This is a genomic window from Bradyrhizobium sp. WSM4873 (assembly GCF_055811355.1).
On record NZ_JBVVPS010000017.1, the window covers coordinates 141,824 to 168,082 of the forward strand.

The window sequence follows — 26,259 nt, forward strand, 5'->3', positions numbered from 1 at the left end:
TTGTTTCCGGTGAACGCCGTCACAAACGACGAGGGGCGGAATCGGTTGCCCAATTCCGCCCCTCGCCTCATGTCATTTTCAAACCCTAGCCGAGAATGGTGCCCGGCTCGACCTTCACGCCGGGGCCCATCGACGAGGACACCGCAACGCGCTGGATGTAGGTGCCCTTGGAACCGGCGGGCTTGGCCTTGGAGACAGCGTCCGCCAGAGCCTTGATGTTCTCGACCAGTTTTTCCTCGGTGAACGAGGCCTTGCCGACGCCAGCCTGCAGGATGCCGGCCTTCTCGACGCGGAACTCGACCGAGCCGCCCTTGGCACCCTTCACCGCACCGGTGACGTCCATGGTCACGGTGCCGATCTTCGGGTTCGGCATCAGGCCGCGCGGGCCGAGCACCTTACCGAGACGGCCGACCAGCGGCATCATGTCGGGGGTTGCGATACAGCGGTCGAAATCGATCGTGCCGTTCTGCACCTTCTCGACCAGGTCCTCGGCGCCGACGACGTCGGCACCCGCAGCCTTGGCCTCGTCGGCCTTGGCGCCACGGGCGAACACGCCGACGCGGAGCGTACGGCCGGTGCCGTTCGGCAAGGTCACGACACCGCGGACCATCTGGTCGGCGTGACGCGGATCGACGCCGAGATTGATCGCGACCTCGATGGTCTCGTCGAACTTCGCTTTCGCGCGTTCCTTGACCATCTTGATGGCGTCCGCGAGCGGGTAAAGCTTTTCGCGATCAATACCTTCGCGGGCTTTGTTCAAACGCTTTCCGATTGCCATGAGCCCTTACCCCGCCACTTCCAGACCCATCGAACGGGCAGAGCCCTCGACCATCTTCATGGCCGACTCGATCGAGTCGCAATTGAGATCCTTCATCTTCTTCTCAGCGATCTCGCGCACCTGCGCTTTGGTCACCGCACCCGCCTTGTCGCGGCCTGGCGCCTTGGAGCCGGACTGGATTTTGGCAGCCTGCTTGAGGAAGAAGGACATCGGCGGCGTCTTCATCTCGAACGTGAACGAACGATCGGCGTAGATCGTGATCACGACGGGAATCGGGGTATTCTTCTCTTCCTTCTGGGTCTGGGCGTTGAACGCCTTGCAGAACTCCATGATGTTGAGACCGCGCTGACCGAGCGCGGGACCGATCGGGGGCGAAGGATTCGCCGCACCGGCCGGGACCTGAAGCTTCAGGTATCCGGTCACTTTCTTTGCCATGTATCACTCCTGTTGGGCCGGCCTGGGCCGGCGGTTTCAGGTTCGTGGTCTGGGTCGGATGCGGCTGGCAACCGCCCTCTCCCTCCCACGGCCTCTTGTTGCGCGAGACCGAAGCCCCACGCCTACCCGATCAGACCTTCTCGACCTGACCGAATTCCAGTTCGACCGGCGTGGCGCGGCCGAAGATCGACACGGCGACCTTCACGCGCGAGCGCGCCTCGTCGATTTCCTCGACCACACCCGAGAACGAGGCAAACGGGCCATCGGCCACGCGCACGTTCTCGCCGATCTCGAACGACACCGACGCCTTCGGCCGCTCCACGCCCTCCTGGACCTGGTGCAGAATGCGCATGGCCTCGGCTTCCGAGATCGGCATTGGCTTGTTCTCGGCGCCGAGGAAGCCGGTCACCTTCGGCGTGTTCTTGATCAGATGAAACGCCTCGTCGGTCAGCTTCATCTTCACCAGCACGTAACCCGGGAAGAACTTGCGCTCGGCGTCGATCTTGCGGCCGCGGCGCACTTCCGTGACCTTCTCGGTCGGAACCAGCACCAGCTCGAACAGCTCCTCGAGCCCGCGCTGCTTGGCCTGCTCGCGGATCGATTCGGCAACCTTCTTCTCGAAGTTCGAATAGGCGTGGACGATGTACCAGCGCTTGTCAGACAATTGAGCCGTTGCTGTTGCCATCAGTGAATGCCCAGAAGGAAGGTGATGAGGTAACGGATGATCTGGTCGGCGGCGAAGAAGAAGATCGAGGCCACGGCGACCATGACGAACACCATGATAGTGGTGATCGTGGTCTCGCGGCGGGTCGGCCAGGTGACCTTGGCGGTCTCCGAGCGCACTTCCTGCAAGAACTTGAACGGGCTGACTGCCATCGTTTGATGTCCAACGTCCGTCGACAGACGCGAATGAATTTCAGGGATCCGAACAGCCGCCGTTGGCCCAGCCCTCTGTCTCGAAGGATGAGCCGGAAACCGGGCTCGATTGTTCGGGGATTTCAAAGCCGCGCCGGAGATCCGCGTCTAACGGGCCGGCTGCGAGTGCGGGGTATCTACTGCGGATGGGACCAAAGGTCAAGATAGAGAGGGCCGGCGCGGGTAAAACGACCTCCGCGGGCGACCGACCAGAGATCAGGCCGATCAAGGGCTTATCCGCCGCCTGCAATGCGCCGTCCCAAGGCCGCAGCCGGTTCCTTGCAGGATGACACCGCCGGGCCCCTCACCTGCCGCCCCTTTAGCGCTTCTCAAGGTCAGCCGGCCTGGTCGATCGTCGAAATGCCCGGCAACGGCACAACGAACTTTCCGCCCTCGGCGAAATAGCCGGCATGCTTGGCCCGGATCGGGTCCACGTAGCGCCAGGCAAAGACGACGACGAACGCTGGCTTGCGCTCGTAAAGGGCGGCGGGCGGCAGAATCGGGATGTCGTACCCCGGGCCGGCCATCACGTTCCCCTTCTTGGGGTCGTCGTCCACCAGGAAGTCGATCTTGTTCTCCAGGCCGAACTGCGGCAGCAGGGTCGTGGTACCGACCGAGACGCCGTAGCCGGCCACGAGCTGGCCGCGCGCATGGGCGGCATCGGCCATCGCGACCAGCTCGTCGCGGATGGCGGCGATCCTCTTCGCATAGGGCACATAGTAGGCTGGCCGGTCGACGCCGAGCCGGTCTTCCTCGGCGATGAAGCGCGCGACTTCCGCGGACGACTTCTTCGCGCCGCCGGCACGCTGCACCGTCACCCGGATCGAGCCGCCCTTGGTCTCGATGTGCTGGACGTCGATCACTTCCATGCCGAGTCGCGCGAAGAAGCGCGTCAGCGGCTTGATGTTAAAATACGACAGATGCTCGTGATAGACGGTGTCGAGAAGGTTCTTCTCGGTGACGTCGACGCCATACTGCGTTTCGAAAACGAACAGCCCGTCCGGCGCAAGCACGTCGCGAACTCCGATCACCAGCGGGTCGAGATTGTCGACATTGGCGATCATGTTGTTGGCGATCACGACACCGGCCGCGCCGTGGCTTTGCAGGATGCGGCGACCGATGGCATCGGTGAAGAAATCGCCGATGGTCTCGATCCCCGCTTCCGTCGCACGCCGTGCGATGTCGACGGCGGGATCGACGCCCAGCACCCGCATGCCGCGCTCCCGAAAGAAACCGAGCAGCGATCCGTCGTTGCTGCCGAGCTCGACGACTAGCGAGCCCGGCGCGATGGCGAATCGGCTGACGACGTCGTTGGCATAGCCTGCAAAGTGCTCCCGCAAACCAAGCGAGAGCGAGGTGGTATAAACGTAATTTCGGTACTGGATCTCCGGATTGCCGACATGGAGAATCTGCAGATGGCCACAGTCCGCGCACAGGTGCAGCGCCATCGGCACCGCGGCCCGAAAGACCGGATCGTCGACGCTTGCATCCGGCACCTGGAAGTTCGGCGTGCCAATGGGCATGCCGGCCATCGGGACGACAAGCTCTTGCTTGTCCGAATGACAGAGGCGGCAGGTATGACGGACGTAGAACAGGTTTTTCATCGTAGGACCGTAAGACGGAGACATGCGAACAGGTGAGGCAATCTCACCCTGTGGTGATCAGATCGACGGCACCGCCTCAGGACGCCGGATATTCCGCGCGACCGATGATGAGGTCGATCGCGGCCATCATCCAGAACTGATGCGTGGTCTCGACGATGTTGTAACTGCGGCTGTCGACGTAATAATTGACGTCGCCGAGATTGCGCAGCGGATTCTCCGCGTTCATGCCCGACAGCGTGATCACATCGAGCTTCATCGCCCGCGCCTGCGCGACCGCATTGAGAATGTTCTTCGAGCGTCCCGACGAGCTGATCGCGACGAGGCAGTCGCCGGCGCGGGCGCTCAGCCTCACGGCATGCGCGAGCCAGTCCTCGAAACCGTAATCATTGGCAAGGCACGACATCATGCTGGCATCGCTGAAGCAGAGTGCGGGCACCGATGCGTTCTTCGCCAGATCGATTGCGAGATGGGAAGCGATGCCGGCCGAGCCGCCATTGCCGATGAAGATGACGCGGCCGCCCTGCTCGCGCGCGCGCAACCAGGCCGTGCGGGTGACGGAAATCCTGGCGAAAACCCCGTCGTCAATTGCCGTCGCGCGATGGAGGCGCCCTACGTAGTCGTCAAGGAAAGCCTTGTGATCGGGATCGACGGACTCGGCAGGCATGGGCTCGCGGCTCGACGGCGACATGACGCCCTGATACCGGCTATCACCAGCGATTGCAAAGCTATATTACCATCGAAGTCGACCAACAGCCGATTCGGTTTCCACCTTCACTCAACATTGGCGGGCCTATTTCGCTGGGCATTCGCATCACGGATGTTCCTATGAAATGCATCGTTACCGGTGGCGCGGGCTTCATCGGCAGTCACCTCGTCGACCGCCTCCTCGACGACGGCCATGAGGTCGTCGCGCTCGACAATTTCGTGATCGGACGCCCCGAAAATCTGTCCTCGCGCGTCGATCCTGATCGACTGAAGATCGTGCGGGCCGACGTCACCGAACTCGAATCGATCAAGCCGCATTTCGACGGCATCGACTGGGTGTTTCATCTCGCCGCGCTGGCCGACATCGTCCCCTCGATCGAGTCCCCGATCCCGTATCACCGCGCCAATGTCGACGGCACGGTGAACGTTCTCGAGGCTGCACGGCAGGCCGGCGTCAGCCGCTTCGTTTATGCCGCGTCGTCCTCCTGCTACGGAATTCCCGACGTCTATCCGACGCCGGAAGGCGCCGAGATCCGGCCGATGTATCCCTATGCCCTCACCAAGAATCTCGGCGAGCAGTGCGTCATGCACTGGTGCCAGGTCTACAAGCTGCCCGCGGTCGCGCTGCGCCTGTTCAACGTGTACGGGCCGCGCCATCGCACCACGGGCACCTACGGCGCCGTGTTCGGCGTGTTCATGGCGCAGAAGCTCGCCGGCAAGCCCTTCACGGTGGTCGGCGACGGCGAGCAGACCCGCGACTTCACCTTCGTCAGCGATGTCGCCGATGCTTTCGTGACCGCCGCGCGCTCCGAGGTCACGAACGAAAGTTTCAACGTCGGCTCCGACAACACCTACAGTGTCAACCGGCTGGTCGAGCTTCTCCGCGGCGACAAGGTCCACATTCCCAAGCGTCCCGGCGAGCCCGATTGCACCTATGCCGACATCACCAAGATCAAGCAGATCCTGAAATGGGCGCCGAAGGTAAAATTTGAGGACGGGGTCGCGACGATGCTGAAGTCGATGGATCAGTATAAGGACGCCCCCCTGTGGACGGTGGACAAGATCGCGGACGCCACGAAGGACTGGTTCAAATATCTGGGAGACAACAACGACTAGGCGTCCGGCGCGCCGCAGAAGGCAAGCCAGTGAACAGGTTCGCCAGGTATCGTTACCGCGAATCGTTCAATCCCGGGCCGCCCGGCTGAGGCCGGCTGGCGCTTTAGGTTATTCACATGGGCTATATTCCGACCGACAATCCCGCGTTGAACGACCAACTGGCGGAGCACGAAAAGATCAAGACAATCGAGGAACTGGGCGAGATCGCGCGCTCCGCGCAAGCGCGGGGCCGGAAGGTTGCACTCTGCCACGGCGTCTTCGACCTCGTGCATCTCGGCCATATCAGACACATCCAGGCGGCGCGCAACGAGGGCGACGTCGTCATGGTCACGATCACCGCCGACCGTTACGTCAACAAGGGACCCGGTCGGCCGATCTTCCCCGAAAACATGCGGGCCGAGATGCTGGCCTCGCTCGCGACCGTCGATTGGGTCGGCATCAATCACACCTCCAGCGCCGAGCCGATCCTGGACACGGTGCGGCCGGACATCTATGTGAAGGGGTCCGACTATGAAAACCCCGAAGACGACGTAACCGGCAAGATCCGGACCGAGCGCGACGCCGTCGAGCGTCACGGCGGGCGCATCGTGTTCACGCGCGACGTGACATTCAGCTCCTCGTCGCTGGTGAACCGGTATTTCGACATCTACGATCCTTCCCTCCGCGACTACCTGCAGAAAGTCCGTGAAGGCGGCGGCGCCGATCGCCTGCTGAAGCTGATCGACAAGGTGCAGGACATGCACGTCGTGCTGGTCGGCGACACCATCATCGACGAATACCAGTACGTCACGGCGCTCGGAAAGGCCTCGAAGGAAAACATCGTCGCCACGCTGTTCAAGAACGGCGAGCAATTTGCCGGCGGCGTCATTGCCGCGGCGAACCATGTCGCGAGCTTCTGCAGGTCAGTGGAGGTCGTCACGACGCTGGGTGGCAACGACTACCCTGAGGAGTTCATTCGGGCGCATGTCCGCCCGAACGTCACGTTGACGCCAATCCGCCTTCAGGGCCGTCCGACGACCCGCAAATCGCGGTACGTCGAGCTGGGATATCTGCACAAGCTGTTCGAAGTCTACACCATGGACGACACGCCGCTCGACGAGGCCGATCGGAAGGAGATCGACCGCATCACGACGGAGCGCGTGCGTGGCGCGGACGTAGTGATCGCCACGGATTTCGGTCACGGCATGATCGCGTCGAGCACGATCGACACCCTGATCGCCAACTCCAAGTTCCTGGCAGTTAATGCCCAGAGCAACAGCGGCAATCACGGCTACAACCTGATCACGAGATATCCGCGGGCCGACTACATCTGCATCGACGCGCCGGAGGCGCGTCTGGCTGCAAGCGACAAGTTCAGCGACATCGCGTCCGTGATCGAGACCGGCCTGCACGGCAAGATCGACTGCGACAACATGATCATCACGCACGGCTCCTTCGGCTGTTACCCCTTCTCGTCGAAAACCGGCGTCGCGCGCGTCCCCGCCTTCACCAAGACCGTCGTTGACACCGTCGGCGCGGGCGACGCCTTCCTGACGATCACCGCGCCGCTGGTCGCCGCCGGCGGCAATATCGAGGACGTCGCCTTCATCGGCAATGCAGCCGGCGCGATCAAGGTCGGAATCGTCGGCCACCGCAGTTCGGTCGAGAAGGTGCCGCTGGTCAAGTTCGTCACCGCGTTGTTGAAGTAGCGCGACGCCAGATACTGGAGAACGACAGTGATTGGTCGAAAATGGAATGTGATGGTCACCGGGGGGGCAGGCTATGTGGGTAGCGTGCTGGTTCCCCAGTTGCTCGCTGCGGGCCACAAGGTCACCGTGCTCGACCTGTTCATGTATGGCGAGGACGTGTTCGATGCTGTCCGCAACAACCCCAATTTGCGCCTGATCAAGGGTGACATCCGTGACGAAGCCGCGATCAACGAGGCCCTGCGCGGCAACAACGCCGTGATCCACCTCGCCTGCATCTCCAACGACCCGTCGTTCGAGCTGGACCCGGGGCTCGGCAAGTCCATCAACTACGACTGCTTCCGGCCGATGGTGCGCGCCGCCAAGAAGGCGGGCATCAAGCGCTTCATCTATGCCTCATCGTCCAGCGTCTACGGCATCAAGGACGAAGCCGAGGTGACCGAGGACCTGTCCTGCGAGCCGCTCACGGACTACTCGAAATTCAAGGCGATGTGCGAGACCGACCTTGCCGACGAAGCCGCGTCCGGATTCGTCGCCTGCACGGTTCGCCCCGCCACCGTCTGCGGCTACGCACCTCGGCAGCGGCTCGACGTCGTCGTCAACATCCTGACCAATCTCGCGGTCAACAACGGCCGCATCCGTGTGTTCGGCGGAACGCAGCGCCGGCCCAATTTGCACATCGACGACATGTCAGCGGCCTATCTGTTCCTGCTCCAGCAGGATGACGCAAAGATCGACGGCAAGACCTACAATATCGGATACGAGAACCACTCGCTGATGAAGATCGCCGATATCGTCAAGTCGGTGGTAGGCAGCAATGTCGACGTCGTCGTCGAGCCGACCGACGATCTCCGCTCCTACCACGTCTCCTCGGAGAAGATCCGGCGCGAGCTCGGCTTTGCGCCGTCCCACACGATCGAGCAGGCCGTGTCCGGCCTCGTTGACGCTTTCAAGGCCGGCCACCTGCCGAACTCGCTCGACGATCCCCGGTACTTCAACATCAAGATGATGCAGAACATCAGCCTGAAGTGAGCGGCGTGCGGATCGGCATCGATTTCGACAACACGATCATCTGCTACGATAAGGTCTTTGCCGCCGTCGCACGTCAGCGTGGGCTGGTGCCGGAAGGGTGGGAGGGGCTGAAGACCGACCTACGGGATCATCTCCGGTCCCGCGCGGGCGGCGAACTCGCCTGGCAAGGACTGCAAGGCTTCGTCTACGGCAAGGGAATTGGCGGCGCCGAAATCTATCCGGGCGTGCGGGAATTCCTGGCGGCGTGCAAGCGGGCCGGCTCGAAGGTCTGCATCGTCAGCCACAAGACCCGATTCGGTCATCAGGACCCCGACCGCACCGACCTGCGCGACGCGGCGCGCGGCTGGCTGTGGGGAGCCAGCCTGATCGACGCTGCGGATGCGGCGCTGACCACCGGCGACGTCTATTTCGAGAACACACTGGCCGCCAAGGTCGAGAGGCTCGAGAGCCTGAAGCTCGACGTTTTCATCGACGATCTCGTCGACGTCTTCGAGCAACCGCATTTTCCGAAGGCCACGCGATCGATCCTGTTCACGCGGTCGCAGCCTCCCCACCCCGAACACTGCAAGCCGATAGCGACATGGGCCGATATCCGCCGCGAGGTGTTTGCAGCATGAGCGAGACCGACATCACCGCGCCGGATGCGATGGCGATCGGCAGCCGCCTGGCCGGTGCGCGTGTCGCGTTCGCCCAGCCGGCACGGTCCGGCGGCAACAACAGGGTGTTTCGGCTGGAGATGGCGGAGGGACCGCCCCTCGCCCTCAAGCATTATCCGTCCGACGGACGCGATCGCCTGGGACAGGAATATGATGCGCTCTCGTTCCTGGCGCGTCATGGCATCATGTCGACACCGCAGCCGGTCGCGAAGGACGCAGATGCGTTCTGCGCGCTGTACCAATGGTTCGACGGCGAGGCCGCGGTGCTGCGCCCCCGAAGCGACGATGCCGATCAGCTCGCCGATTTTCTCATCGGGCTGCAGAAGCTGCGCGACGCCGAAGGCGCGCAGACTTTGCGGAACGCCTCCGCCAGCATCTTTTCGCCCGAAGCGGCCATCGCCCAGTACGAGCAGCGCCTGGACGCATTGAGGCGAGCTTCGGAAGATCATCCCGACCTGCGTGCGTTCCTCGAAGGCAGCCTGGTTCCCAGCACCGACGTCGCGATTCGGCAGATCCGCCGGCGCTACGCGGAACTCGGTCGGGATCCCGCAGCGGACCTTGCGCCCACCCATCGCGCGCTGAGTCCGTCCGATTTCGGACTGCACAACGCTCTGCGCGCAGAAGACGGGCGCTTGCGATTCATCGACTTCGAATATTTTGGCTGGGACGATCCGGTGAAACTCGTGTCCGACGCCGCCATTCATCCCGGCAGCAACCTGCCGGAAGCGAGCGCGAATCGCTTGATCGAACGGCTGTCGCGCGCCTTCGAGGCGAGCGATGACGCGTTTGCGATCCGACGGGACGTACTGCATCCTGTGTTCAAGGGAATCTGGTGCCTGATTGTCCTGAACGCCTATTTGCCGGACAGCCGCTCCCGGCGCGCAATGGCTGCGCAAGGTAGCGATGTTAGGATCCGCCTCGCCGGTCAGTTCGACAAAGCCCGCCGGCTTCACCAGACGATTCGCCCCACCCATTTACCCGAGTGACCCAGATCTCACCCCACGCTGAAGCCGCCCTCACCTGCACGCTGGATGAGCGCAGCCTCTATCTGCGCCGCCTGGTGCTCGGTTCTGTCCGCTCCGCGGGACGCGGACATGTCGGTCCGGCGTTGTCGCTGATCGAGATGGTCCGCGTACTCTATGACGACGTGCTGCGGATCGATCCGAACAACCCGCGCGATCCGGCCCGCGACCGCGCGATCCTCAGCAAGGGACACGGGTGTCTGGCACTCTATGCGCTGTTGGCCGATCGCGGATTCTTTCCGCTGTCGGAGCTGGACGGTTTCTGCGGCCCCGACAGCATTTTGGGCGGACATCCCGAATACGGAATGGTACCGGGGGTCGAGGCCTCGACCGGCGCGCTCGGACACGGCCTGTCGATCGGAGTCGGCCTGGCGCTCGCCGCCCGCATGCGCGAGCGGACCTACCGCACCTTCGTCCTGCTCGGAGACGGCGAGATCAACGAGGGATCGGTGTGGGAAGCTGCCATGGGCGCGGCCAAGCACGGGCTCGACAATCTTGTCGCGCTGATCGACTACAACAAGTTGCAGAGCTACGGGCCCACCGATTACGTCCTGCCGCTGGAACCGCTCGCGGACAAATGGCGCAGCTTCGGCTTTGCCGTGCAGGAGCTCAACGGTCACGACGTCGGCGCCCTGTGCACCGTCCTGAAGCAGGTCCCGGCCGTTCCGGGAAAACCGACCGCGATCATTTGCCATACCGTCAAGGGCAAGGGTCTGCCGGCCGCGGAATCCAACGCCGATTGGCATCATAAGAACAAGCTCACCGACGGCGAGCTCGACGCCATTCGCGTCGCCGTTGGGGATTTTTGATCGGCTCCTCATGCGCAACACCGCGATGAACATGATCCACAAGCTCGCCGCGCGCGATGAGCGTGTGCTCTACATCGGCTCCGATCCCGGCGCAGGTACCTTGCGCGCGATGAGCAAGGAGTTTCCCAAGCGCCACCTGATCGAAGGCATTTCGGAAGCGCACATCATCGGCATGTCGGCCGGCCTCGCGATGGAAGGCTTCGTGCCCTACGTCAACACTATCGCGACATTCCTCACCCGCCGCTGCTACGAGCAGGTCGCCGTCGATCTCTGCCTGCACAATCTGCCGGTGCGGCTGATCGCCAATGGCGGCGGGCTGGTTTACGCGCCGCTCGGCCCCACTCACCAAGCGATCGAGGACATCGCCATCATGCGGGCGCTGCCGAACATGACGGTGGTCTGCCCGTGCGACGCCGATGAGGCGGCGCGCATGATTGAACAGACGCTGGACTGGAAGGGACCGATCTACATCCGGCTCGGCAAAGGTGGCGACGCAATCGTCTCGAAGCCCGAGCACGGCTTTGAGATCGGCAAGGCCATCCTGATGCGCCCGCCCGGCGACGTCGTCATGGTCACGACAGGCATCATGCTCCAGCGCGCACTCGCTGCGGCCGACCTGCTGGCAGCACAAGGCATTCGCGCCGGCATCCTGCACATGCACACGGTCAAGCCGCTCGACACCGAGGCGCTGCTGCAAGCGATCCGGGGCACCAGGCTGGTAGCGACGCTGGAGGAGCACGTGCCCTCGGGCGGCCTCGGCAGCGCGGTCGCGGAGGCGCTGATCGACAAGCTCGGCTCTGGCCTGCCCGCGATGCTGCGGTTGTCGCTGCCGGACCGGTTCATGCACAATTACGGATCGCAGGACTCGCTGCTGAAGAAGCACGGACTTTCCGCCGACGCCATTGCGACCTCGATCGCGCGCGCGCTCCCCGCCTCGCACACCTCCTCTCCTCAACTTCATTCCACCTGACGGGCCCCATGCACGACGTTCGATATTCCTATCTGCTCGAGCAATTCTCCGACCCGGCACCGATCCTGGCCGAGATCGGCCGACTGGTGGCGACGGGTGACTTTACCCTGGGGAAACCGGTCGCGGAATTCGAACGGCGCTTTGCCGAGCTGATCGGCGTGCGTCACGCCATCGGCGTCGGATCGGGCACCGATGCGCTCAAGCTGCCGCTCAAGGCGCTCGGCATCGGCCATGGCGACGAGGTCATCACGGCCGCCAACACCTTCATCGCCACCGTCGGCGCCATCGCCGAGACCGGCGCGACGCCGGTGCTGGTCGACTGCGACGACTCCTTCTGCATGAACGTCGACTGCGTCGAAGCCGCGATCACGGAGATGACCAAGGCGATCATGCCGGTTCAGTTGACCGGGGAGGTCACCGACATGGGCAAGCTGATGGCGATCGCACAGCGTCGCAACATTCCCGTGGTCGAGGATTCCTGCCAGGGCATCCTGTCGGAGTTCGCGGGAAAACGGTCCGGCACCCACGGTATCGCAGCCGGCTTCTCCCTGCATCCGCTCAAGAACCTCAACGTCTGGGGCGATGCCGGCGTCGTTGTCACCAACGACGAGGGGATGAACGAGCGGCTTCGCCTGATCCGCAACCACGGCATGAAGAATCGCGACGAGATCGCGATGCTCGGCTGCAATTCGCGGCTCGATTCCCTCCAGGCAGTTGTCGGCAACTCGCTGATCGGCCAGACCAGCGAGATCACGCGCCGTCGGATCGAGAACGCGGCCTATTACGATTCGGGCCTTGCCGGCCTGCCCGGCCTGCGCATTCCGCCGCGCCGGCCCAACGTGAAGCACGTCTACCATCTCTACATGGTGTTCGCCGAGCGCCGCGACGAGCTCTACAAACATTGCCTGGACAATGGCATCGAAGCGAAGATCCACTATCCCATCCCGCTGTATCAGCAGGAAGGCCTCAAACACCTCGGCTACGCGCCGGGCACCTTCCCGGTCACCGACCGCCATGCCCGGGAAGTCATCAGCTTCCCCGTCGACCAGCATCTGACACGGGCGCAGCAGGACCGCGTCATCGAGATCGTTCGGACGTTCTGCCATGGACGCTGACACCGGCCGCCGGCGCATCGGTTACGTCAATCTTCCCGCACAATTCGAGGAAGAGCGCGTTGAGATCATGCAGGCGGTCGAGGGCGTGTTCCGGCGCGGCGATTTCATCGGCGGCGCGGCCGTTGCGAAGCTCGAAGAGGAGCTCGCCACCTGTCTCGGTTCGCCGCATGTGGTGACGCTGAATTCCGGCACCGATGCGCTGATCCTTTCGATGAGGGCGCTCAACATCGGTCCTGGGGACGAGGTGATCACCCCGCCGAATTCGTTCGTGGCATCGACCGCCGCTATCATCGCCGTCGGCGCCAGGCCCGTGTTTGCGGACGTGCTGCCGGACCAGAATATCGATCCCGCTGCAGTCGAGGCCGCCGTCACCTCGCGGACCAGGGCGATCATGCCGGTGCACCTGACCGGGCGCATGGCCGACATGAACCCGCTGATGGCAATCGCGGCCAAGCACGCTCTCGCCGTGATCGAGGACAGCGCGCAGGCCGTCGGCTCGACCTATGACGGGCGGATGAGCGGAACCATCGGAACGTTCGGCTGCTTCTCCGCCCACCCGCTGAAGAACCTCAATGCCGCGGGCGATGCCGGCTTCGTCGTCACCGCCGACGCCGAACTTGCCGCGAAAATTCGCCGCCTGCGCAATCACGGTCTGATCAATCGCAGTGACGTTCAGGAATGGGGCATCGTGTCACGCCTCGACACGGTCCAAGCCGAGGTGCTTCGCATTCGCTTGCGTCACCTGCCCTCTGTCATCGAACGCCGGCGCCGCAACGCCGCGCAATACCGCGCCGAGCTTGCCGCCCTTCCCCTGTTCATCCCGGTTTGCCGCAACATCGAGTTCAACACCTTCCACACCTTTGTCGTGCAGACGGACCGTCGCGACGACTTCCAGAAACATCTTGCCGACAAGGGCATCGAGACCGCAATCCACTATCCCGTACCGATCCACCTCCAGGAGGCGGCGGCGCATCTGGGTTACGGTCGCGGCGCCTTCCCGGTGACCGAGCAGCAGGCGGATCAGATCCTCACGCTTCCCATCAACCAATTCCTCTCGGCCTCGGATATCAGCTATGTTTGCGCGACGGCCCGGGAGTATTTTGCATGACGGACACCGCGTTCCTCGAGGCCGATGAGCAGGCGCTGGCGCAACGCTTCATCGACGACGGCTTCGTCACCACGCCGGCCGACGATCGCGCCGGGCTCGACCGGATCCAGCGGCGCGCCGCCGAGCTCGCGGCGGACTATCTGAAGCTGCCACACGGCAACGCCCCCTACGCGATGCTCGACACCATCCACACGCGGGTGAGCGTAGATGATCTCAACGGCCTGCGGTTGCACGTCTTCAACGGCCTCAACGCCGAGCCCTGGTTCCGGCCGACCTATTTCCGTCTGGCGCGCTCGACGATCGAGACCATCGTCGGCAACGAGCTCTGCATGCAGCGCCGCGTCAATCTCAGCATCCAGCTGCCCGGAGACGATTCGTCGCTCCTCGCCACCCATTCCGACGTCTGGTCGGGCGACTCGCCGTTCGAGGTCGTGGTGTGGGTACCGCTGGTCGACGTCCACCGCACCAAATCGATGTATCTGCTGCCGCCATCCCTGAACGGCGACATGCAGGACCGGATGGCCAGCCTACGCAGCGCCGAGGAACTCTACCAGACCATCAAGCCGCACGCGACGTTCATCGAGATTCCCTACGGTCACGTGATGCTGTTCAACCAGACCCTGATGCACGGCAATCGCGTCAACCAGGAAGCCGGCTCGCGTTGGAGCATGAATTGCCGCTTCAAGAGCATCATGTCGCCCTACGCGGACAAACGATTCGGCGAATTCTTTGAACCGATCCTGCTGCGTCCGGCGACACGCGTCGGCATGCAATACAAGCTGCCGGGAGGCTTCCATGGCTGAGCGAGCCGGCCATCGCGGCTATATCGGCGCCCGGCCGCTGAACGGCAGCCGTACCCCGCAGCACGTCCAGAACATCGTGATCCGCGACTACGCGCGGCGGAAGAATTTGCATTATCTGCTCAGCGCCGCCGAGCACACCATGCCCGGCAGCTACATGGTGCTTGAGGACATCCTGGACGAGCTGCCGCGATTGCGCGGCCTGATTCTCTACAGCATCTTCATGCTGCCGCCCGACGAGGCACGGCGGCGGGAGATCTACGACCGCGTGCTGAGCGAGGGCTGCGATCTGCACGCGGCCGTCGAGGAGATCACGCTGTGCTCGCGCGACAACATCCAGGCTGTCGAGGACATCCTGCTCGTCAATAAATTCGCGACCATCCTGTGACGATGCCGCGGACCGGTTGAGGACAATGACCGAGATCAATCTGCTCCAGCCGATGCACGCATCGACCAATCGGAACTACGTTCAGCGGGTCGTCGAGCACGATAAGGCGGAATCCGCCACCATCGCGCGGCAATGGGGACACGACTACTGGGACGGCGACCGCCGCTATGGCTATGGCGGCTACCGCTATGACGGACGGTGGCGCCCGCTCGCCCAGACCCTGATCGACCGCTATGGCATCAAGCCCGGAATGAGCGTGCTCGATGTCGGCTGCGGCAAGGGCTATTTGCTCTACGAATTCACCCAGCTGGTCCCCGGCCTCACCATCGCCGGCATCGACATCTCCGACTATGGCATCGCCAACGCCAAGGAAGAGGTGCGACCGCAATTGAAGGTCGGCAGCGCCGTCGAGCTCCCCTACCCCGACCACAGCTTCGATCTCGTGGTGTCGCTCGGCGTGCTCCATAATCTTCCGCTCGAGGACGTCTTCCGAGCAGTGTCGGAGATCGAGCGCGTGGGGCGCGGCGCCTCGAAATATCTGATGGTGGAATCGTTCCGCGACGAGCGCGAGAAGGCGAACCTGCTCTACTGGCAGCTCACCTGCCTGAGTTTCCATGGTCCGGAGACGTGGGCCTGGATCTACGACAAATGCGGCTACCGGGGCGACCATGGGTTCATCTTCTTCGAATGAAGCAACGGGCCTGCGCCGGCCGGCCTCGCTGCGAGCGCAAAATCCCGAAGTGTATTATTCGGACGACGCCATCGTCACGGCGAACGACGCCACGATCGCGGAGCTGAAGCGCATCGCCGCGGGCAATCCGCGTCTGCGCAGCCGGCTATGCACGCATCCTGATCCCTCGTCCGGCCTGCACGAGATGCTGATCGTGCATCATCGCGAGGCCTATGTGCGGCCTCACAAGCACTTTGGCAAACCTGAATCGTTTCACCTGATCGAGGGCACTGCGCAGGTCGTGATCTTCGAGGACGACGGCCGCATTCGCGACGTGCTCGAGATGGCACCGTACGGCCAGGGCAAGCGCTGCTATTACCGCATGCCCGAGCAGGTGTTTCACTCGATCCTGATCACCTCGGAGTGGCTGGTGTTTCACGAAACCACCGCCGGTCCGTTCGATCCCTCCCGCACGGCATTTCCCGACTGGGCGCCGGATGGCGGCGATGCCGCGGAAGTGCAGGACTATGTGACTAGGACCGGTGCGCTCGCCGCCAAGCATCTAGCCCATCGCTATACTTCACGAGCCATTCCAGCAGAGATTCCTACCGATGACTGATCATTGCCGCCTCTGCCATTCGACCAATTTGCGCCCGGTGATCGACCTCGGACAGATGCCGATTGCGCATCGGCTTCGGCACAGCCGCGACGAACAGGACGAACGGTATCCGTTCGAGGTGCTGGCGTGCGGCGAGTGCGGCCTGCCCCAGATCGTCAAGCCGATCGATCCCGACATTCTGTACCGGCAGTTCAACTACAATTTCAGCAGCTGGAAGCCGGAGCCGCACCAGGTCGACGAGCTCGATACCATCGCCAAATTCTCGCCCCATCAATCCGTGTTCGAGATCGGATGCAATGACGGCCTGTTCATGGACAGGCTTCGCGAACGCGGTGCGAAAGTTTTGGTGGGCGTCGAGCCCAACCCGGTGTCAGGCAAGATCGCCCGCGAGCGCGGCATCAAGGTCTATGCCGACATGATCAGCCCGGCGCTGTGTCACGACGCGGTCGCAGAGGCCGGCAAGTTCGACCTCGTCGTCTCGCGCCAGGTGCTGGAGCACATCGTCGATTTCGAGAACTTTTTCGACTGCGTGAAAATCGCGCTGCGCGACGACGGGCTTCTCTTCATCGATGTGCCTGATTTCGCGCCCGGCTCGGCGGTCGGCGACCTCTCCGTCCTCTGGGAGGAGCACGTCAGCTATTTCACCGAGCCAACGCTGCTCGCGCTGCTGGCGCGCCACGGCTTCGAAGCAGTCTCGGTGAAGAAATACAATTTCAGCGGCGGCAGCCTCGCGATCGCAGCGCGACGCGCCGCCCGCGACGTGACGGCCCCGCCCGCGCCGTCCGGCGTCGGCGAGAAATTCGGTCGGCGCGCCAGGGAGTACGGCGCGCGTCTTCGCCCGATCCTCGCCAAGGCCCGCGCCAACGGCGCCGAGATCGCCATCTACGGCGCCGGCTGCCGTGCCTGCACCTTCACCAATGCCCATGAACTTGCGGATCTCGTCGACCTCTCGGTCGACGACCAGAAGGAGCGACAGGGCTTGTTCCTGCCCGGCACCGGCATTCCGATCCGCCCGCCGGAGGACCTCGCCGGCAAGTCGGGTCCGCTCGTCTGTCTTCTGGCCGTGAACCAGGAGAACGAAGACAAGGTCGGCAGCCGGCTGCGCGAAAACGTGAAGCGTCCGCTCCACGTCGTTTCGATCTTCGCGCCCTCCGACATCTGGAGCGAGCTCGATCACCTAGAGGCCGCCGCAGGGTCGCGACATGGCTGAGGACAAGCTCTTCAACTATTACGAACGTCAGGACGTCCTGCCGACGTTCGGGAATTTCAAATCCGCCGCCGAACTCGACGCCTATGCCGGCCTGCGGCGCGAGTTGTTTTCGGACAAGCTGGTGCTGCCGCCGCGGTTGTTCCGCGACGCCGACGTGCTCGAATTCGGCCCCGATTCCGGCGAGAACGCGCTGGTGTTTGCGGGCTGGGGCGCGAACATGACGCTCGCCGAGCCGAACCGGCATGCGCACGCGAAAATCCAGACATACTTCGCACATTTCAACAAGGCTCAACGTCTCCGCGAACTCGTGTCGTTCGACGTCGAAGGATTTCGCAGCGATCGTTGTTTCGACATCATCGATGCCGAAGGTTTCATCTACACGGTGCAGCCGAGCGAAATTTGGCTCGGCATCTTTCACCGGCTGCTCAATCCGGACGGGTACGCCGTCGTTTCCTACTACGAGCGCTACGGCGGTTTCTTCGAGCTCGCGCTCAAGGCGATTCATGCAGCCGGCAAGGTGCTGACGGGCCGTCCAGCGCTGGAGACGGCGAAGCTGCTGTTTGAGCCGAAATGGAACAGCATTCCGCATACGCGCAGCTTCGAATCCTGGCTGATGGACGTGCTCGAAAATCCTTTCGTCCGGCACCGCTACTTCCTCGACGCGGGAGCGTTGTGCACGGCGGCGCATGAGCAGGGATTCGACATCCATTCGGGGTGGCCCGTCTATCGCGACAGCCTGGACGTCTACTGGCACAAGAGGGTCCTCTCCGACGACGAGAAGCTGCGGCGCGGGACGCGCCACCTCGCTCGCAGCCGTCTGAGCTTTCTCGGCGGACGGAAGCTCTATCTGGCCGGCCGGACCGAAGCGGTCGACGCGATCTCGGCTTCGATCGAGACATTGGTTCTCGATGTCGATGCGATGATCGACGATCCCTTCGGCGATAGCCTGCCCCGTGTGATCGCGAACTTCGCTTCGCTGCGCGAGACGATACCGGCGACGGACATTCTTGCCGACGATGCGTCCGACATCGGCGCCATCGTGGCGACCCTCGACAGCTTCCATCGTATCTTTGTCGCGATCGGGCGACGGGATGCGTCCACAGTCACCGCCCTCACCCAATCCGACCAGGCGTTCATCAACACCTGGGGACAGCCGGCACATTTTCTTGTTATCCGGAAACGCTTCGAGGGATCCTAGCAAGTGAGGCCGGGCATTGGCATCATCGGAACGGGCATGGTCGGCCAGATGTGCCATCTCGCCAATTTCGTCGCCAATCCCGCCTGCCGCGTTGTCGCGATCGCGGATCTCCGGCCCGACCTCGCTGCCGCAGCGGCGCGTAAGTTCGACATCGCGCGGATCTACGGCACGCACCGGGAACTGCTGGCGGACAGCGAAGTGTCGGCCGTCGTCGTCGTGACGAAGCGTCGCGCCACCGGCCCGATCGTGCTGGATGCATTGAACAGCGGCCGCCACGTGCTGTCGGAGAAGCCGATGGCCTACACCACGGCTCAGGCCGTTTCACTGGCCGAGGCGGCGCGGCGGCACAACCTCGTCTACAGCATCGGCTACATGAAGCGTCACGATGCCGGCGTGGCGCGCGCGCTGGCCGAGTTGACGCGCCTGCGAGCAAATCAATCGCTTGGACGCATTGTCGGCGCGCGAGGCTGGTGCCTCGGCGGCAGCACTGGCCGGTCGCAGGACAATTTCGTCATGACCGGCGAAGTGCGGCCGGACGGGCTCGAGCTCTGGCAGGACGGCCCCGACTGGATGCCGGGCGCGATGCGACCCGGCTACGACAATTTTCTGAACGTGTTCAGCCATATCACCAACCTCGCGCGCTACGTGCTCGGATCTTCGCCGGCAGTCGCCGAAAGCAACGTCGAGAGCTCGGGCGCAGCGACCGTGACACTCGACTTCGACGGCATCGCCTGCGCGCTGCAACTCGCGAATGGATCCGAAGGCGTCTGGCGCGAGGGGCTGAGCATCGACTTCGAGCGGGGCAAGCTGACCATCGAATTGCCCCCACCGTTTGCCGAGCAGGAGGCGGAGGTCATCCTCGATCAGCAAGGACAACGCACGCGATTGTCGCGCGACACGAGCTGGGCGTTTCGGCGTCAAGCCGATGCATTCGTCGCCGATATCATGGAACAGAGGACGCCGCTGGCGTCCGGCGAGGATTCCGTGGCCGACATCGCCCTTGCGGAGGCGATCTGGAAACGGCAGGTCAGCGGTTAGGTTTCACGCCGTCCGGCGACAATACCCGGGCGATGGCTGATCGCCAGCTAAGTGTTTGATTTCGCTGGCAGGAGTGGCAGGGCTCGAACCTGCGACCCCCGGTTTTGGAGACCGGTGCTCTACCAATTGAGCTACACTCCTACGGACCCTGCGTTGCCGCCCGGATCAGGCCGCTTTGAAGCACAGGGGGCGGCCGGATTGCAAGGCCGGATTGCAAGGGTGAAGCGCGCTGGCTTCGCTTGTTTGTGGCGCGCCTTCTGGGCCACAGTCTGCTCCGAACAATAATAAGCACCGGGAGTGCCCATGACTGCCCAAGCCTCTGCGACTGCCCAAGCGTCCGCGACAGCCGCCCACCGCCCCCCGACCTCGCCGAAAACCCCGCCTCTGCCGGAATCCCGCCCCGAGACGCTCGGGCTGTCGCGCCCTCGCCTCCAGGCCATGTCTGAGGCCTTCAAGCGCGAGATCGACAAGGGAACCGTGCCGGGCGTCACCGTGCTGGTGGCACGGCACGGCCAGGTCGGCTGGTTCGAGGCGCTCGGCAGACAGAGCCCGACGGGCGCAGCGCCGATGGCGCATGATTCGATCTTCCGCATCTTCTCGATGACCAAGCCGATCGTGTCGGTCGGCATCATGACGCTGGTCGAGGACGGCCACCTGATTCTTGGCGACCCCGTCGCGAAATTCATCCCGGAGTTCGCCAACCAAACGGTCGGCGTGGTCAGCGGCGGCAAGCTGGAACTGGTTCCGCCCAAGCGCCCGATGACGGTGCAGGACCTGCTGCGCCACACCTCTGGCCTGACCTACGAGCACCAGGGCGACGGCCCCGTGCACAAGCTCTACCAGGACTCGCGGGTGCGCAGCCGCAAGATCACCAATGTCGAGCACACCGCCCTGGTGGCGAGCTTCCCGCTGGTCTGCCATCCCGGCGACGAGTTCAACTACAGCCGCTCCACCGACATCCTCGGTCGCATCATCGAGGTTGTCAGCGGCAAGTCGCTCGGCGCGTACCTCGCTGAGCGCATTCTTACGCCATTGCAGATGGCCGAGACCGGCTTCGCGACAGCTGAGGCCAATGTGGGCCGGCTGGCCGAGCCGTTCGCGGTTGATCCCTGGACCGGCGACAAGGTCGCGCTGTTCAACATGCTCGAGCAGCCAATCATGGAGTCCGGCGGCGGCGGCCTCGTCTCCACCACCATGGACTATGCCCGCTTCGCGCTGATGCTGCGCAACGGCGGCACGCTCGACGGCAACAGGATCATCGGCCGCAAGACGCTGGAGCTGATGGCCTCCGATCATCTCGGACCTCACGTCGTGACCAACGGCACTCTCCTTTCGCCCGGCCATGGCTTCGGCCTTGGCTTCGCGGTGCGCCGCGAGGCCGGCATCGCGCCCTTCCCCGGCAGCGTCGGCCAGTATTTCTGGAGCGGCATTGCGGGGACGTTCTTCTGGATCGATCCGAGGGAAGATCTGTTCGTCGTGTTCATGAGCCAGGGCCCGGGACAGCGCGATTTTACGCGAACGCTGGTGCGGGATCTGGTGTACGCGGCGGTGGATTGAGGGCTTCGCCTGGTCGCAGCGTCGCACCTCCACACTCGCTGTCATGCCCCGCGAAGGCGGGGCATCCAGTACTCCGTGGCGGATGTCGTGAGAGCGAGCTCTCCAACGAAGGCCGCGGAGCACTGGATCGTCCGCCTTCGCGGACGATGACACCTACTGTGGCCTCAACTGATCGTTGCGCCGCCGTCGATCACCATGGTCTGGCCGGTCATGAAGTCGCCGGCCTTCGAGCCCAGGAACACCGCAGCGCCCGCGATCTCGTCGGGGACGCCGATGCGCAGCAGCGGCGAACGCGCGGTCGAGGCTTTCAAATTCTCCGGATTGTCCCACAGCGCTTTCGCGAAGTCGGTCTTGATCAGGCCGGGCGCGATGCAGTTCACGCGGATGTTGTGCGGGCCATATTCGCAGGCCAGGTTGCGCGCGAGCTGCATGTCGGCGGCCTTCGAGATCGCGTAGGCGCCGAGGATGGTCGAGCCCTTCAGGCCGCCGATCGAGGAGACGATGATGATCGAGCCGTCTTTGCGCTCGATCATCTGCGGCACCACCATCGAGATCAGCCAGTTGTTGGCGACGATGTTGTTGTCCAGGATCTTCCTGAACTGATCGTCGGAGATGCCGGCGAGCGGACCGTAATACGGGTTCGATGCGGCGTTGCAGACCAGCACGTCGATCTTGCCGAAGGCGCGGTTGCTCTCGTCGATCAGGTTCTGCAGGTTTTCCTTCGACGAGATGTTGGCGGCGATCGCGACGGCCGTGCCCTTGCCGAACTTGTCGTTGATGGACTTCGCGACCTGGTCGCAAACGTCGGCCTTGCGCGAGGAGATCACCACCTTGGCGCCGTGCTCGGCCATGCGCTCGGCGATCGCAAGCCCGATGCCGCGCGTCGAGCCGGTGATGACGGCGACTTTCCCCTTCATGTCGAACAAGCTCATGTTTCTCTCCCAGATTGATCTTCGTGTTCATTGTCATTCCGGGGCGGCGAAGCCGAACCCGGAATCTCGAGATTCCGGGTCCTGTCCTGCGGACCGTCCCGGAATGACAGCTCACTCAGGCGAGCTTCTTGACTTCCGGTCCCGCGGGTTGATGCATCGCCGCATGCGCATCGTCCGCGATCCACGGCTGCTGGTTCACCATCGGCAGCCGCCAGACACTGCGTTCGGGGCTTGCGAAATAGTCGAGCCGCGTCACCGAGCAATTGTCGATGTCGAATGCGAGCCCCCGCTCCGGCTGATTGTCGAGCGCCAGCCCCAGCGCCGCCTTGATGGTGCCGCCATGCGCGACCGCGATCACGTCCTTCCCGGCTGCCTCGATGTTGATCCGCTCGATGGTGCGGCGGGCGCGGTTGTAGAGATCCATGAAGCTTTCGCCGCCGGGTGCGGGCTCGTTGATGTCGGCAAACCAGCTCGAGCCGACGGGACGGCTGGCGATGAACTCGGCGCGGTTCATGCCCTGCCAGCGGCCGAGGTTTTGTTCGGCGAGGTCCGCTTCCCATGTCATCGACGCAGGCCTCGGGAAGCCGGCCGCCCAGATCGCTTCGGCGGTCTGATGCGTGCGCATCAGATTGCTCGAATACCAGACCGCCTTGCGTGGCAGCACCTTGGCAACAGCATTGAAGACGTAGGTATCGCTGGTGTCGCAGGCGAGATCGGACTGACCGTAGATGTTGCCGCCGTCATTGCGCACGGGCGCGTGACGGACCCACCACCAGCGTGTCGTGACCACTTTGGGCTTGTCTGCACCTGCCATCGAAACCCTTCCATCCCGTTTGATGTCGCTGTACGTCAGTAGCGAACGTGTCTCAAGACACTTTACCGTTTGAAATCTTGTTTGAAATTCCGTCGCGCGGCAAGCGTCGCGTGCGAACCAAAGGGAGAAACCGCATGGGCCGTCTGCAAGGCAAATCCGTCATCATCACCGGTGCCGGCAGCGGCATCGGCCGCGCGGCCGCGCTGCTGTTCACCAAAGAAGGCGCCAGGCTGATCGCAGTCGATCGCAGCGACGCGGTGAAGGAGACGGTCGACGAGGTGAAGAAGGCCGGCGGTGTCGCGGAAGCGATGATGGCGGACGCCGGCTCCGAACGGGACGTCATGGCCGTGATCGACAAGGCGGTGAAGACGCACGGCCGGCTCGACGTGATCTGGGCCAATGCCGGCGTCTCCGGCGGACTCGTCCCGCTCGGCGAGCAGACCGTCGAGCAATGGCAGGAGGTTTTGCGCATCAATCTGATCGGGCCGTTTCTCGCGGTGAAGCATGCGATGCCGCACATGGTGAAGCAGCAGTCCGGCGCGATCGTGCTGACCGCGTCCGTCGCGGGCCTCAAGGCCGGCGCCAGCGGACATCCCTATGCCGCGAGCAAGGCCGGCGTGATCTCCCTGGTGCAGACCACGGCCTATTCGCTCACCGGCACCGGTGTGCGCATCAACGCGGTGTGCCCGGGCCTGATCGAGACCGGCATGACCAAGCCGATCTTCGACCGCGCCAAGGAGCGCGGCACCCAAGACAAGATCGGCCAGCTCAATCCGCTCAAGCGCCCCGGCCAGCCGCACGAGCTCGCCGCGATGGGATTGTTCCTGGCCAGCGACGAGGCGTCGTATGTCAATGGCCAGGCCTTCCCGGTGGACGGCGGACTGACGGCGTCGATGCCGTATACCGGGAAGCCGGTTTAGTTCGCGCACTCCCGTGTCCCGGACGCGCTGCAGCGCGTAGCGGTGCTGCGCAGAGCCGGGACCCAGCAGGTCCCACGGCACGCTGTTGCATGGGCCCCGGCTCTGCAGCGCACCGCCAAGAGGCGCTGCGCTGCGTCCGGGGCACGAGACTGTTGATGAATAACTGACATGGGATCGCATCCTCGCGGCTTGTTCGCCCGAGCTTTGCCTCGATGCCTCACCCTCAATTGAAAGAGGGCGCAGGGAAGGCCGGGTGCCGGCTGGCACCCGCGGTCCACTGTGCGAGATTGTCGTGAACAAAATTGCACAGCAGCATACAGGTGAAGCCCAACACACGGCCTTCCCTGCGCAGTGGTTTTACGGCTTATGTCGCGCTCTCCCCGGGGAGCGATGCACTATTGCCCCCGTCGCCTTGCGGATAGCTGATGCGTGTGCCCGGTTGGGCACCCCACATCACCGCAACACTTGGCGCACAGACCCCGGGCGCCAGGACCACACGATTTTGCCGTACGCCGATCACACCGGTCGTGTGCGCGACACTTTCACTCACGGTTGCCCGCCCTGCGAAGCCGTTCGCGCCGATGTGACCCACGTCCACCGCCGCCCGGCCCGCGTTCGTGACGATCGCGATACGCCCCTCTTCCTTGGGCCGGGCTGCCGCGACACATACGCCGTTTCCGAATTTCGGTAAAGCGGAATATTTTTGCGCCGGAGGATTGACCAGCGACTTGTGTGTTTTGCCCGACAGGCAACGCAAGGTCTTGTAGCCCGGATGAGCGAAGCGACATCCGGGATTCCGACCACGAGCTGTCCCGGGTATCGCTCGCTCACCCGGGCTACGGGCCGACATGTTGATTTGCTCACTGGAGCGCAACATTGGTATGGTTCATGCAAGCACTTCAGCTTCCATCCCCCTGACAAGAACGTGAAAATGCCGAGCTCAAGACCCGACCGTATTCGCAAGCTGCTCGCCGACCTCGTCGGCTTCGACACGATCAGCGATCGCTCCAACCTGCCCCTGATCGCGCATATCGAGAGCTATCTCGCCGCGCTCGGCGTCAAGGGTGAGCGCATCGTCGACGAGACCGGACAGAAAGCCTCGCTATGGGTCACCATTGGACCCGAGGACCGCCCCGGCCTGGTGCTGTCGGGACATACCGACGTGGTGCCCGTGGTCGGCCAGGACTGGAGCCACGATCCGTTCAAGCTGGTCGAGCGCAACGGCAGGCTCTATGGCCGCGGCACCACCGACATGAAGGGATTCGTCGCGGTGTGCCTTGCCATGGTTCCGGAGATGCTGGAAGCGAAGCTCGAAACGCCAATTCATCTCGCCATCTCCTATGACGAGGAGATCGGTTGCGTCGGCGTGCGGCCGATGCTGCGCGAGGTCGCGAAGAAACGGATCAAGCCGCTCGGCGCCTTCATCGGCGAGCCGACCGAGATGAAGGTCATCATCGGCCACAAGGGCAAGCACGGCGTGCGCGCCACATTCCACGGCCTCGCCCGCCACTCCTCGATCGCGCCCGACGGCGTGAATGCGATCGAATATGCGGCCGAGCTGATCGTCGAGATCCGACACCGCGCCGTGGCGCTCGCAGCCGTGCGAGCGGCCGACAGCCTCTACGACGTCCCGCACTCGACGCTGCTCACCAGCATCGTGCATGGCGGCGCCGCGCTGAACATCGTGCCTGATAGCTGCACGGTGGATTTCGAATGCCGTGGCATCGGCATCACCGAGTCGCGCGAGGTTACGGATGCGATCGTCGCCTGGGCCAAGGCCGAGCTCGAGCCCGCGATGAAAAAGCAGCATCCGGAGTGCGGCATCGATTTTGAGGAGATCCTCGATTACCCCGCGCTCGACACGGCGGCCGATGCGACAATCGTCACGCTGGCCAAGAGCCTCGCGGGGCGCAACGACCACGCCAAGGTCGCGTTCGGCACCGAGGCAAGCCTGTTCGCCAGCATGGCCGACATCCCGTCAGTGGTGATCGGCCCCGGTTCAATCGCGCAGGCGCATACGCCGGACGAGTTCGTGGAAATGGCGGAGCTGGAGAAATGCGCAGGCTTCATTGAGAAGCTGATCGGGCATTGCGTGAAGGGGTGAGCGCCTTCTCGTCATTGCGAGAAGCTCTTGCGACGAAGAAATCCAGACTGCCACCGTGC

Annotated in this window: 28 protein-coding genes and 1 tRNA gene; 19 read left to right on the forward strand and 10 right to left on the reverse strand. The window is 63.6% G+C overall.

The window, feature by feature from the left end; all coding sequences use genetic code 11:
- Positions 1 to 85: 85 nt before the first annotated feature.
- The 6 genes from rplA to AC0L21_RS22565 all read right to left on the reverse strand — a co-directional run bounded on the left by rplA (position 86) and on the right by AC0L21_RS22565 (position 4,396).
- Positions 86 to 778, reverse strand: a complete 693-nt coding sequence (gene rplA / locus AC0L21_RS22540) for a 50S ribosomal protein L1 (RefSeq protein WP_007602988.1) — start codon at positions 776 to 778, stop codon at positions 86 to 88.
- Positions 779 to 784: 6 nt separating this feature from the next.
- Positions 785 to 1,213, reverse strand: coding sequence for a 50S ribosomal protein L11 (rplK, locus tag AC0L21_RS22545; protein WP_007602986.1), 429 nt, complete (start codon positions 1,211 to 1,213; stop codon positions 785 to 787).
- A 130-nt stretch (positions 1,214 to 1,343) separates the two neighbouring features.
- Positions 1,344 to 1,898, reverse strand: coding sequence for a transcription termination/antitermination protein NusG (nusG, locus tag AC0L21_RS22550; protein ID WP_007602985.1), 555 nt, complete (start codon positions 1,896 to 1,898; stop codon positions 1,344 to 1,346).
- Complete coding sequence (gene secE, locus AC0L21_RS22555) at positions 1,898 to 2,089, reverse strand: preprotein translocase subunit SecE (protein ID WP_007611620.1); 192 nt, start codon at positions 2,087 to 2,089, stop codon at positions 1,898 to 1,900. The genes nusG and secE overlap by 1 nt, the downstream gene beginning before the upstream one ends.
- Positions 2,090 to 2,463: 374 nt before the next feature.
- Positions 2,464 to 3,732 (reverse strand): methyltransferase domain-containing protein, encoded by a 1,269-nt coding sequence (locus tag AC0L21_RS22560; RefSeq protein ID WP_473263990.1) that lies wholly within the window; start codon positions 3,730 to 3,732, stop codon positions 2,464 to 2,466.
- Positions 3,733 to 3,808: 76 nt separating this feature from the next.
- On the reverse strand, positions 3,809 to 4,396 hold the full coding sequence (locus AC0L21_RS22565; protein ID WP_473263991.1) for an SIS domain-containing protein: 588 nt from the start codon (positions 4,394 to 4,396) through the stop codon (positions 3,809 to 3,811).
- 161 nt (positions 4,397 to 4,557) lie between these two features.
- On the opposite strand from AC0L21_RS22565, the gene AC0L21_RS22570 reads away from it, so the two are divergent.
- The 16 genes from AC0L21_RS22570 (at position 4,558) to AC0L21_RS22645 (ending at position 19,873) form a co-directional block, all read left to right on the forward strand.
- Complete coding sequence (locus AC0L21_RS22570; RefSeq protein ID WP_473263992.1) at positions 4,558 to 5,553, forward strand: SDR family oxidoreductase; 996 nt, start codon at positions 4,558 to 4,560, stop codon at positions 5,551 to 5,553.
- Positions 5,554 to 5,669: 116 nt separating this feature from the next.
- Positions 5,670 to 7,241: a PfkB family carbohydrate kinase gene (locus AC0L21_RS22575; RefSeq protein WP_473263993.1), complete on the forward strand. Its 1,572-nt coding sequence runs from the start codon at positions 5,670 to 5,672 to the stop codon at positions 7,239 to 7,241.
- 27 nt (positions 7,242 to 7,268) lie between these two features.
- Positions 7,269 to 8,270 carry an NAD-dependent epimerase/dehydratase family protein gene (locus AC0L21_RS22580; RefSeq protein ID WP_473263994.1) on the forward strand — a complete coding sequence of 334 codons (1,002 nt, stop codon included), beginning with the start codon at positions 7,269 to 7,271 and terminating at the stop codon, positions 8,268 to 8,270.
- A gap of 5 nt (positions 8,271 to 8,275) precedes the next feature.
- Positions 8,276 to 8,887 (forward strand): HAD family hydrolase, encoded by a 612-nt coding sequence (locus AC0L21_RS22585; RefSeq protein ID WP_473263995.1) that lies wholly within the window; start codon positions 8,276 to 8,278, stop codon positions 8,885 to 8,887.
- Complete coding sequence (locus AC0L21_RS22590; RefSeq protein WP_473263996.1) at positions 8,884 to 9,912, forward strand: aminoglycoside phosphotransferase family protein; 1,029 nt, start codon at positions 8,884 to 8,886, stop codon at positions 9,910 to 9,912. Before AC0L21_RS22585 ends, AC0L21_RS22590 begins: the two co-directional genes overlap by 4 nt.
- Complete coding sequence (locus AC0L21_RS22595) at positions 9,909 to 10,757, forward strand: transketolase (protein ID WP_473263997.1); 849 nt, start codon at positions 9,909 to 9,911, stop codon at positions 10,755 to 10,757. The genes AC0L21_RS22590 and AC0L21_RS22595 overlap by 4 nt, the downstream gene beginning before the upstream one ends.
- Before the next feature lie 10 nt (positions 10,758 to 10,767).
- Positions 10,768 to 11,727: a transketolase family protein gene (locus tag AC0L21_RS22600; RefSeq protein ID WP_473263998.1), complete on the forward strand. Its 960-nt coding sequence runs from the start codon at positions 10,768 to 10,770 to the stop codon at positions 11,725 to 11,727.
- Positions 11,728 to 11,735: 8 nt separating this feature from the next.
- Positions 11,736 to 12,842, forward strand: a complete 1,107-nt coding sequence (locus tag AC0L21_RS22605; protein WP_473263999.1) for a DegT/DnrJ/EryC1/StrS family aminotransferase — start codon at positions 11,736 to 11,738, stop codon at positions 12,840 to 12,842.
- The gene (locus AC0L21_RS22610) at positions 12,832 to 13,950 is read left to right on the forward strand and encodes a DegT/DnrJ/EryC1/StrS family aminotransferase (RefSeq protein ID WP_473264000.1); all 1,119 of its coding nucleotides are present in this window, start codon (positions 12,832 to 12,834) and stop codon (positions 13,948 to 13,950) included. The genes AC0L21_RS22605 and AC0L21_RS22610 overlap by 11 nt, the downstream gene beginning before the upstream one ends.
- Positions 13,947 to 14,753: a sporadic carbohydrate cluster 2OG-Fe(II) oxygenase gene (locus AC0L21_RS22615; protein WP_473264001.1), complete on the forward strand. Its 807-nt coding sequence runs from the start codon at positions 13,947 to 13,949 to the stop codon at positions 14,751 to 14,753. Before AC0L21_RS22610 ends, AC0L21_RS22615 begins: the two co-directional genes overlap by 4 nt.
- Positions 14,746 to 15,138 (forward strand): LIC12192 family sporadic carbohydrate cluster protein, encoded by a 393-nt coding sequence (locus tag AC0L21_RS22620; RefSeq protein WP_473264002.1) that lies wholly within the window; start codon positions 14,746 to 14,748, stop codon positions 15,136 to 15,138. Before AC0L21_RS22615 ends, AC0L21_RS22620 begins: the two co-directional genes overlap by 8 nt.
- A 25-nt stretch (positions 15,139 to 15,163) precedes the next feature.
- Entirely contained in the window at positions 15,164 to 15,829 is a 666-nt protein-coding gene (locus AC0L21_RS22625; protein ID WP_473264003.1) for a class I SAM-dependent methyltransferase, read from the forward strand.
- Entirely contained in the window at positions 15,807 to 16,427 is a 621-nt protein-coding gene (locus AC0L21_RS22630; RefSeq protein WP_473264004.1) for a WbuC family cupin fold metalloprotein, read from the forward strand. The genes AC0L21_RS22625 and AC0L21_RS22630 overlap by 23 nt, the downstream gene beginning before the upstream one ends.
- The gene (locus AC0L21_RS22635) at positions 16,420 to 17,637 is read left to right on the forward strand and encodes a class I SAM-dependent methyltransferase (protein ID WP_473264005.1); all 1,218 of its coding nucleotides are present in this window, start codon (positions 16,420 to 16,422) and stop codon (positions 17,635 to 17,637) included. Before AC0L21_RS22630 ends, AC0L21_RS22635 begins: the two co-directional genes overlap by 8 nt.
- Positions 17,630 to 18,835 carry a class I SAM-dependent methyltransferase gene (locus tag AC0L21_RS22640; protein WP_473264006.1) on the forward strand — a complete coding sequence of 402 codons (1,206 nt, stop codon included), beginning with the start codon at positions 17,630 to 17,632 and terminating at the stop codon, positions 18,833 to 18,835. Before AC0L21_RS22635 ends, AC0L21_RS22640 begins: the two co-directional genes overlap by 8 nt.
- A 3-nt stretch (positions 18,836 to 18,838) precedes the next feature.
- A complete protein-coding gene (locus AC0L21_RS22645) occupies positions 18,839 to 19,873 on the forward strand; it encodes a Gfo/Idh/MocA family protein (RefSeq protein WP_473264007.1) in 1,035 nt (344 codons plus the stop codon).
- Between the two features lie 65 nt (positions 19,874 to 19,938).
- On the opposite strand, the gene AC0L21_RS22650 is transcribed toward AC0L21_RS22645, so the two are convergent.
- Positions 19,939 to 20,014, reverse strand: a tRNA-Trp gene (locus AC0L21_RS22650).
- A gap of 162 nt (positions 20,015 to 20,176) precedes the next feature.
- Here AC0L21_RS22650 and AC0L21_RS22655 point away from each other — a divergent pair.
- Positions 20,177 to 21,430 carry a serine hydrolase domain-containing protein gene (locus AC0L21_RS22655; RefSeq protein WP_473264008.1) on the forward strand — a complete coding sequence of 418 codons (1,254 nt, stop codon included), beginning with the start codon at positions 20,177 to 20,179 and terminating at the stop codon, positions 21,428 to 21,430.
- Positions 21,431 to 21,594: 164 nt separating this feature from the next.
- Here the strand turns inward: AC0L21_RS22655 and AC0L21_RS22660 are convergent, their stop codons facing one another.
- Together AC0L21_RS22660 and AC0L21_RS22665 are read right to left on the reverse strand one after the other, a co-directional pair.
- Positions 21,595 to 22,362 (reverse strand): SDR family NAD(P)-dependent oxidoreductase, encoded by a 768-nt coding sequence (locus AC0L21_RS22660; RefSeq protein WP_473264009.1) that lies wholly within the window; start codon positions 22,360 to 22,362, stop codon positions 21,595 to 21,597.
- Between the two features lie 115 nt (positions 22,363 to 22,477).
- A complete protein-coding gene (locus AC0L21_RS22665) occupies positions 22,478 to 23,176 on the reverse strand; it encodes a histidine phosphatase family protein (protein WP_473264010.1) in 699 nt (232 codons plus the stop codon).
- Between the two features lie 134 nt (positions 23,177 to 23,310).
- On the opposite strand from AC0L21_RS22665, the gene AC0L21_RS22670 reads away from it, so the two are divergent.
- Positions 23,311 to 24,096, forward strand: a complete 786-nt coding sequence (locus AC0L21_RS22670) for an SDR family NAD(P)-dependent oxidoreductase (RefSeq protein WP_473264011.1) — start codon at positions 23,311 to 23,313, stop codon at positions 24,094 to 24,096.
- 364 nt (positions 24,097 to 24,460) lie between these two features.
- Here AC0L21_RS22670 and AC0L21_RS22675 read toward each other — a convergent pair whose 3' ends face one another.
- Complete coding sequence (locus AC0L21_RS22675) at positions 24,461 to 24,973, reverse strand: hypothetical protein (protein WP_473264012.1); 513 nt, start codon at positions 24,971 to 24,973, stop codon at positions 24,461 to 24,463.
- 54 nt (positions 24,974 to 25,027) lie between these two features.
- Between AC0L21_RS22675 and argE the strand changes: the two genes are divergently transcribed.
- The gene (argE, locus tag AC0L21_RS22680) at positions 25,028 to 26,200 is read left to right on the forward strand and encodes an acetylornithine deacetylase (protein ID WP_473264013.1); all 1,173 of its coding nucleotides are present in this window, start codon (positions 25,028 to 25,030) and stop codon (positions 26,198 to 26,200) included.
- Positions 26,201 to 26,259 lie beyond the last annotated feature (59 nt).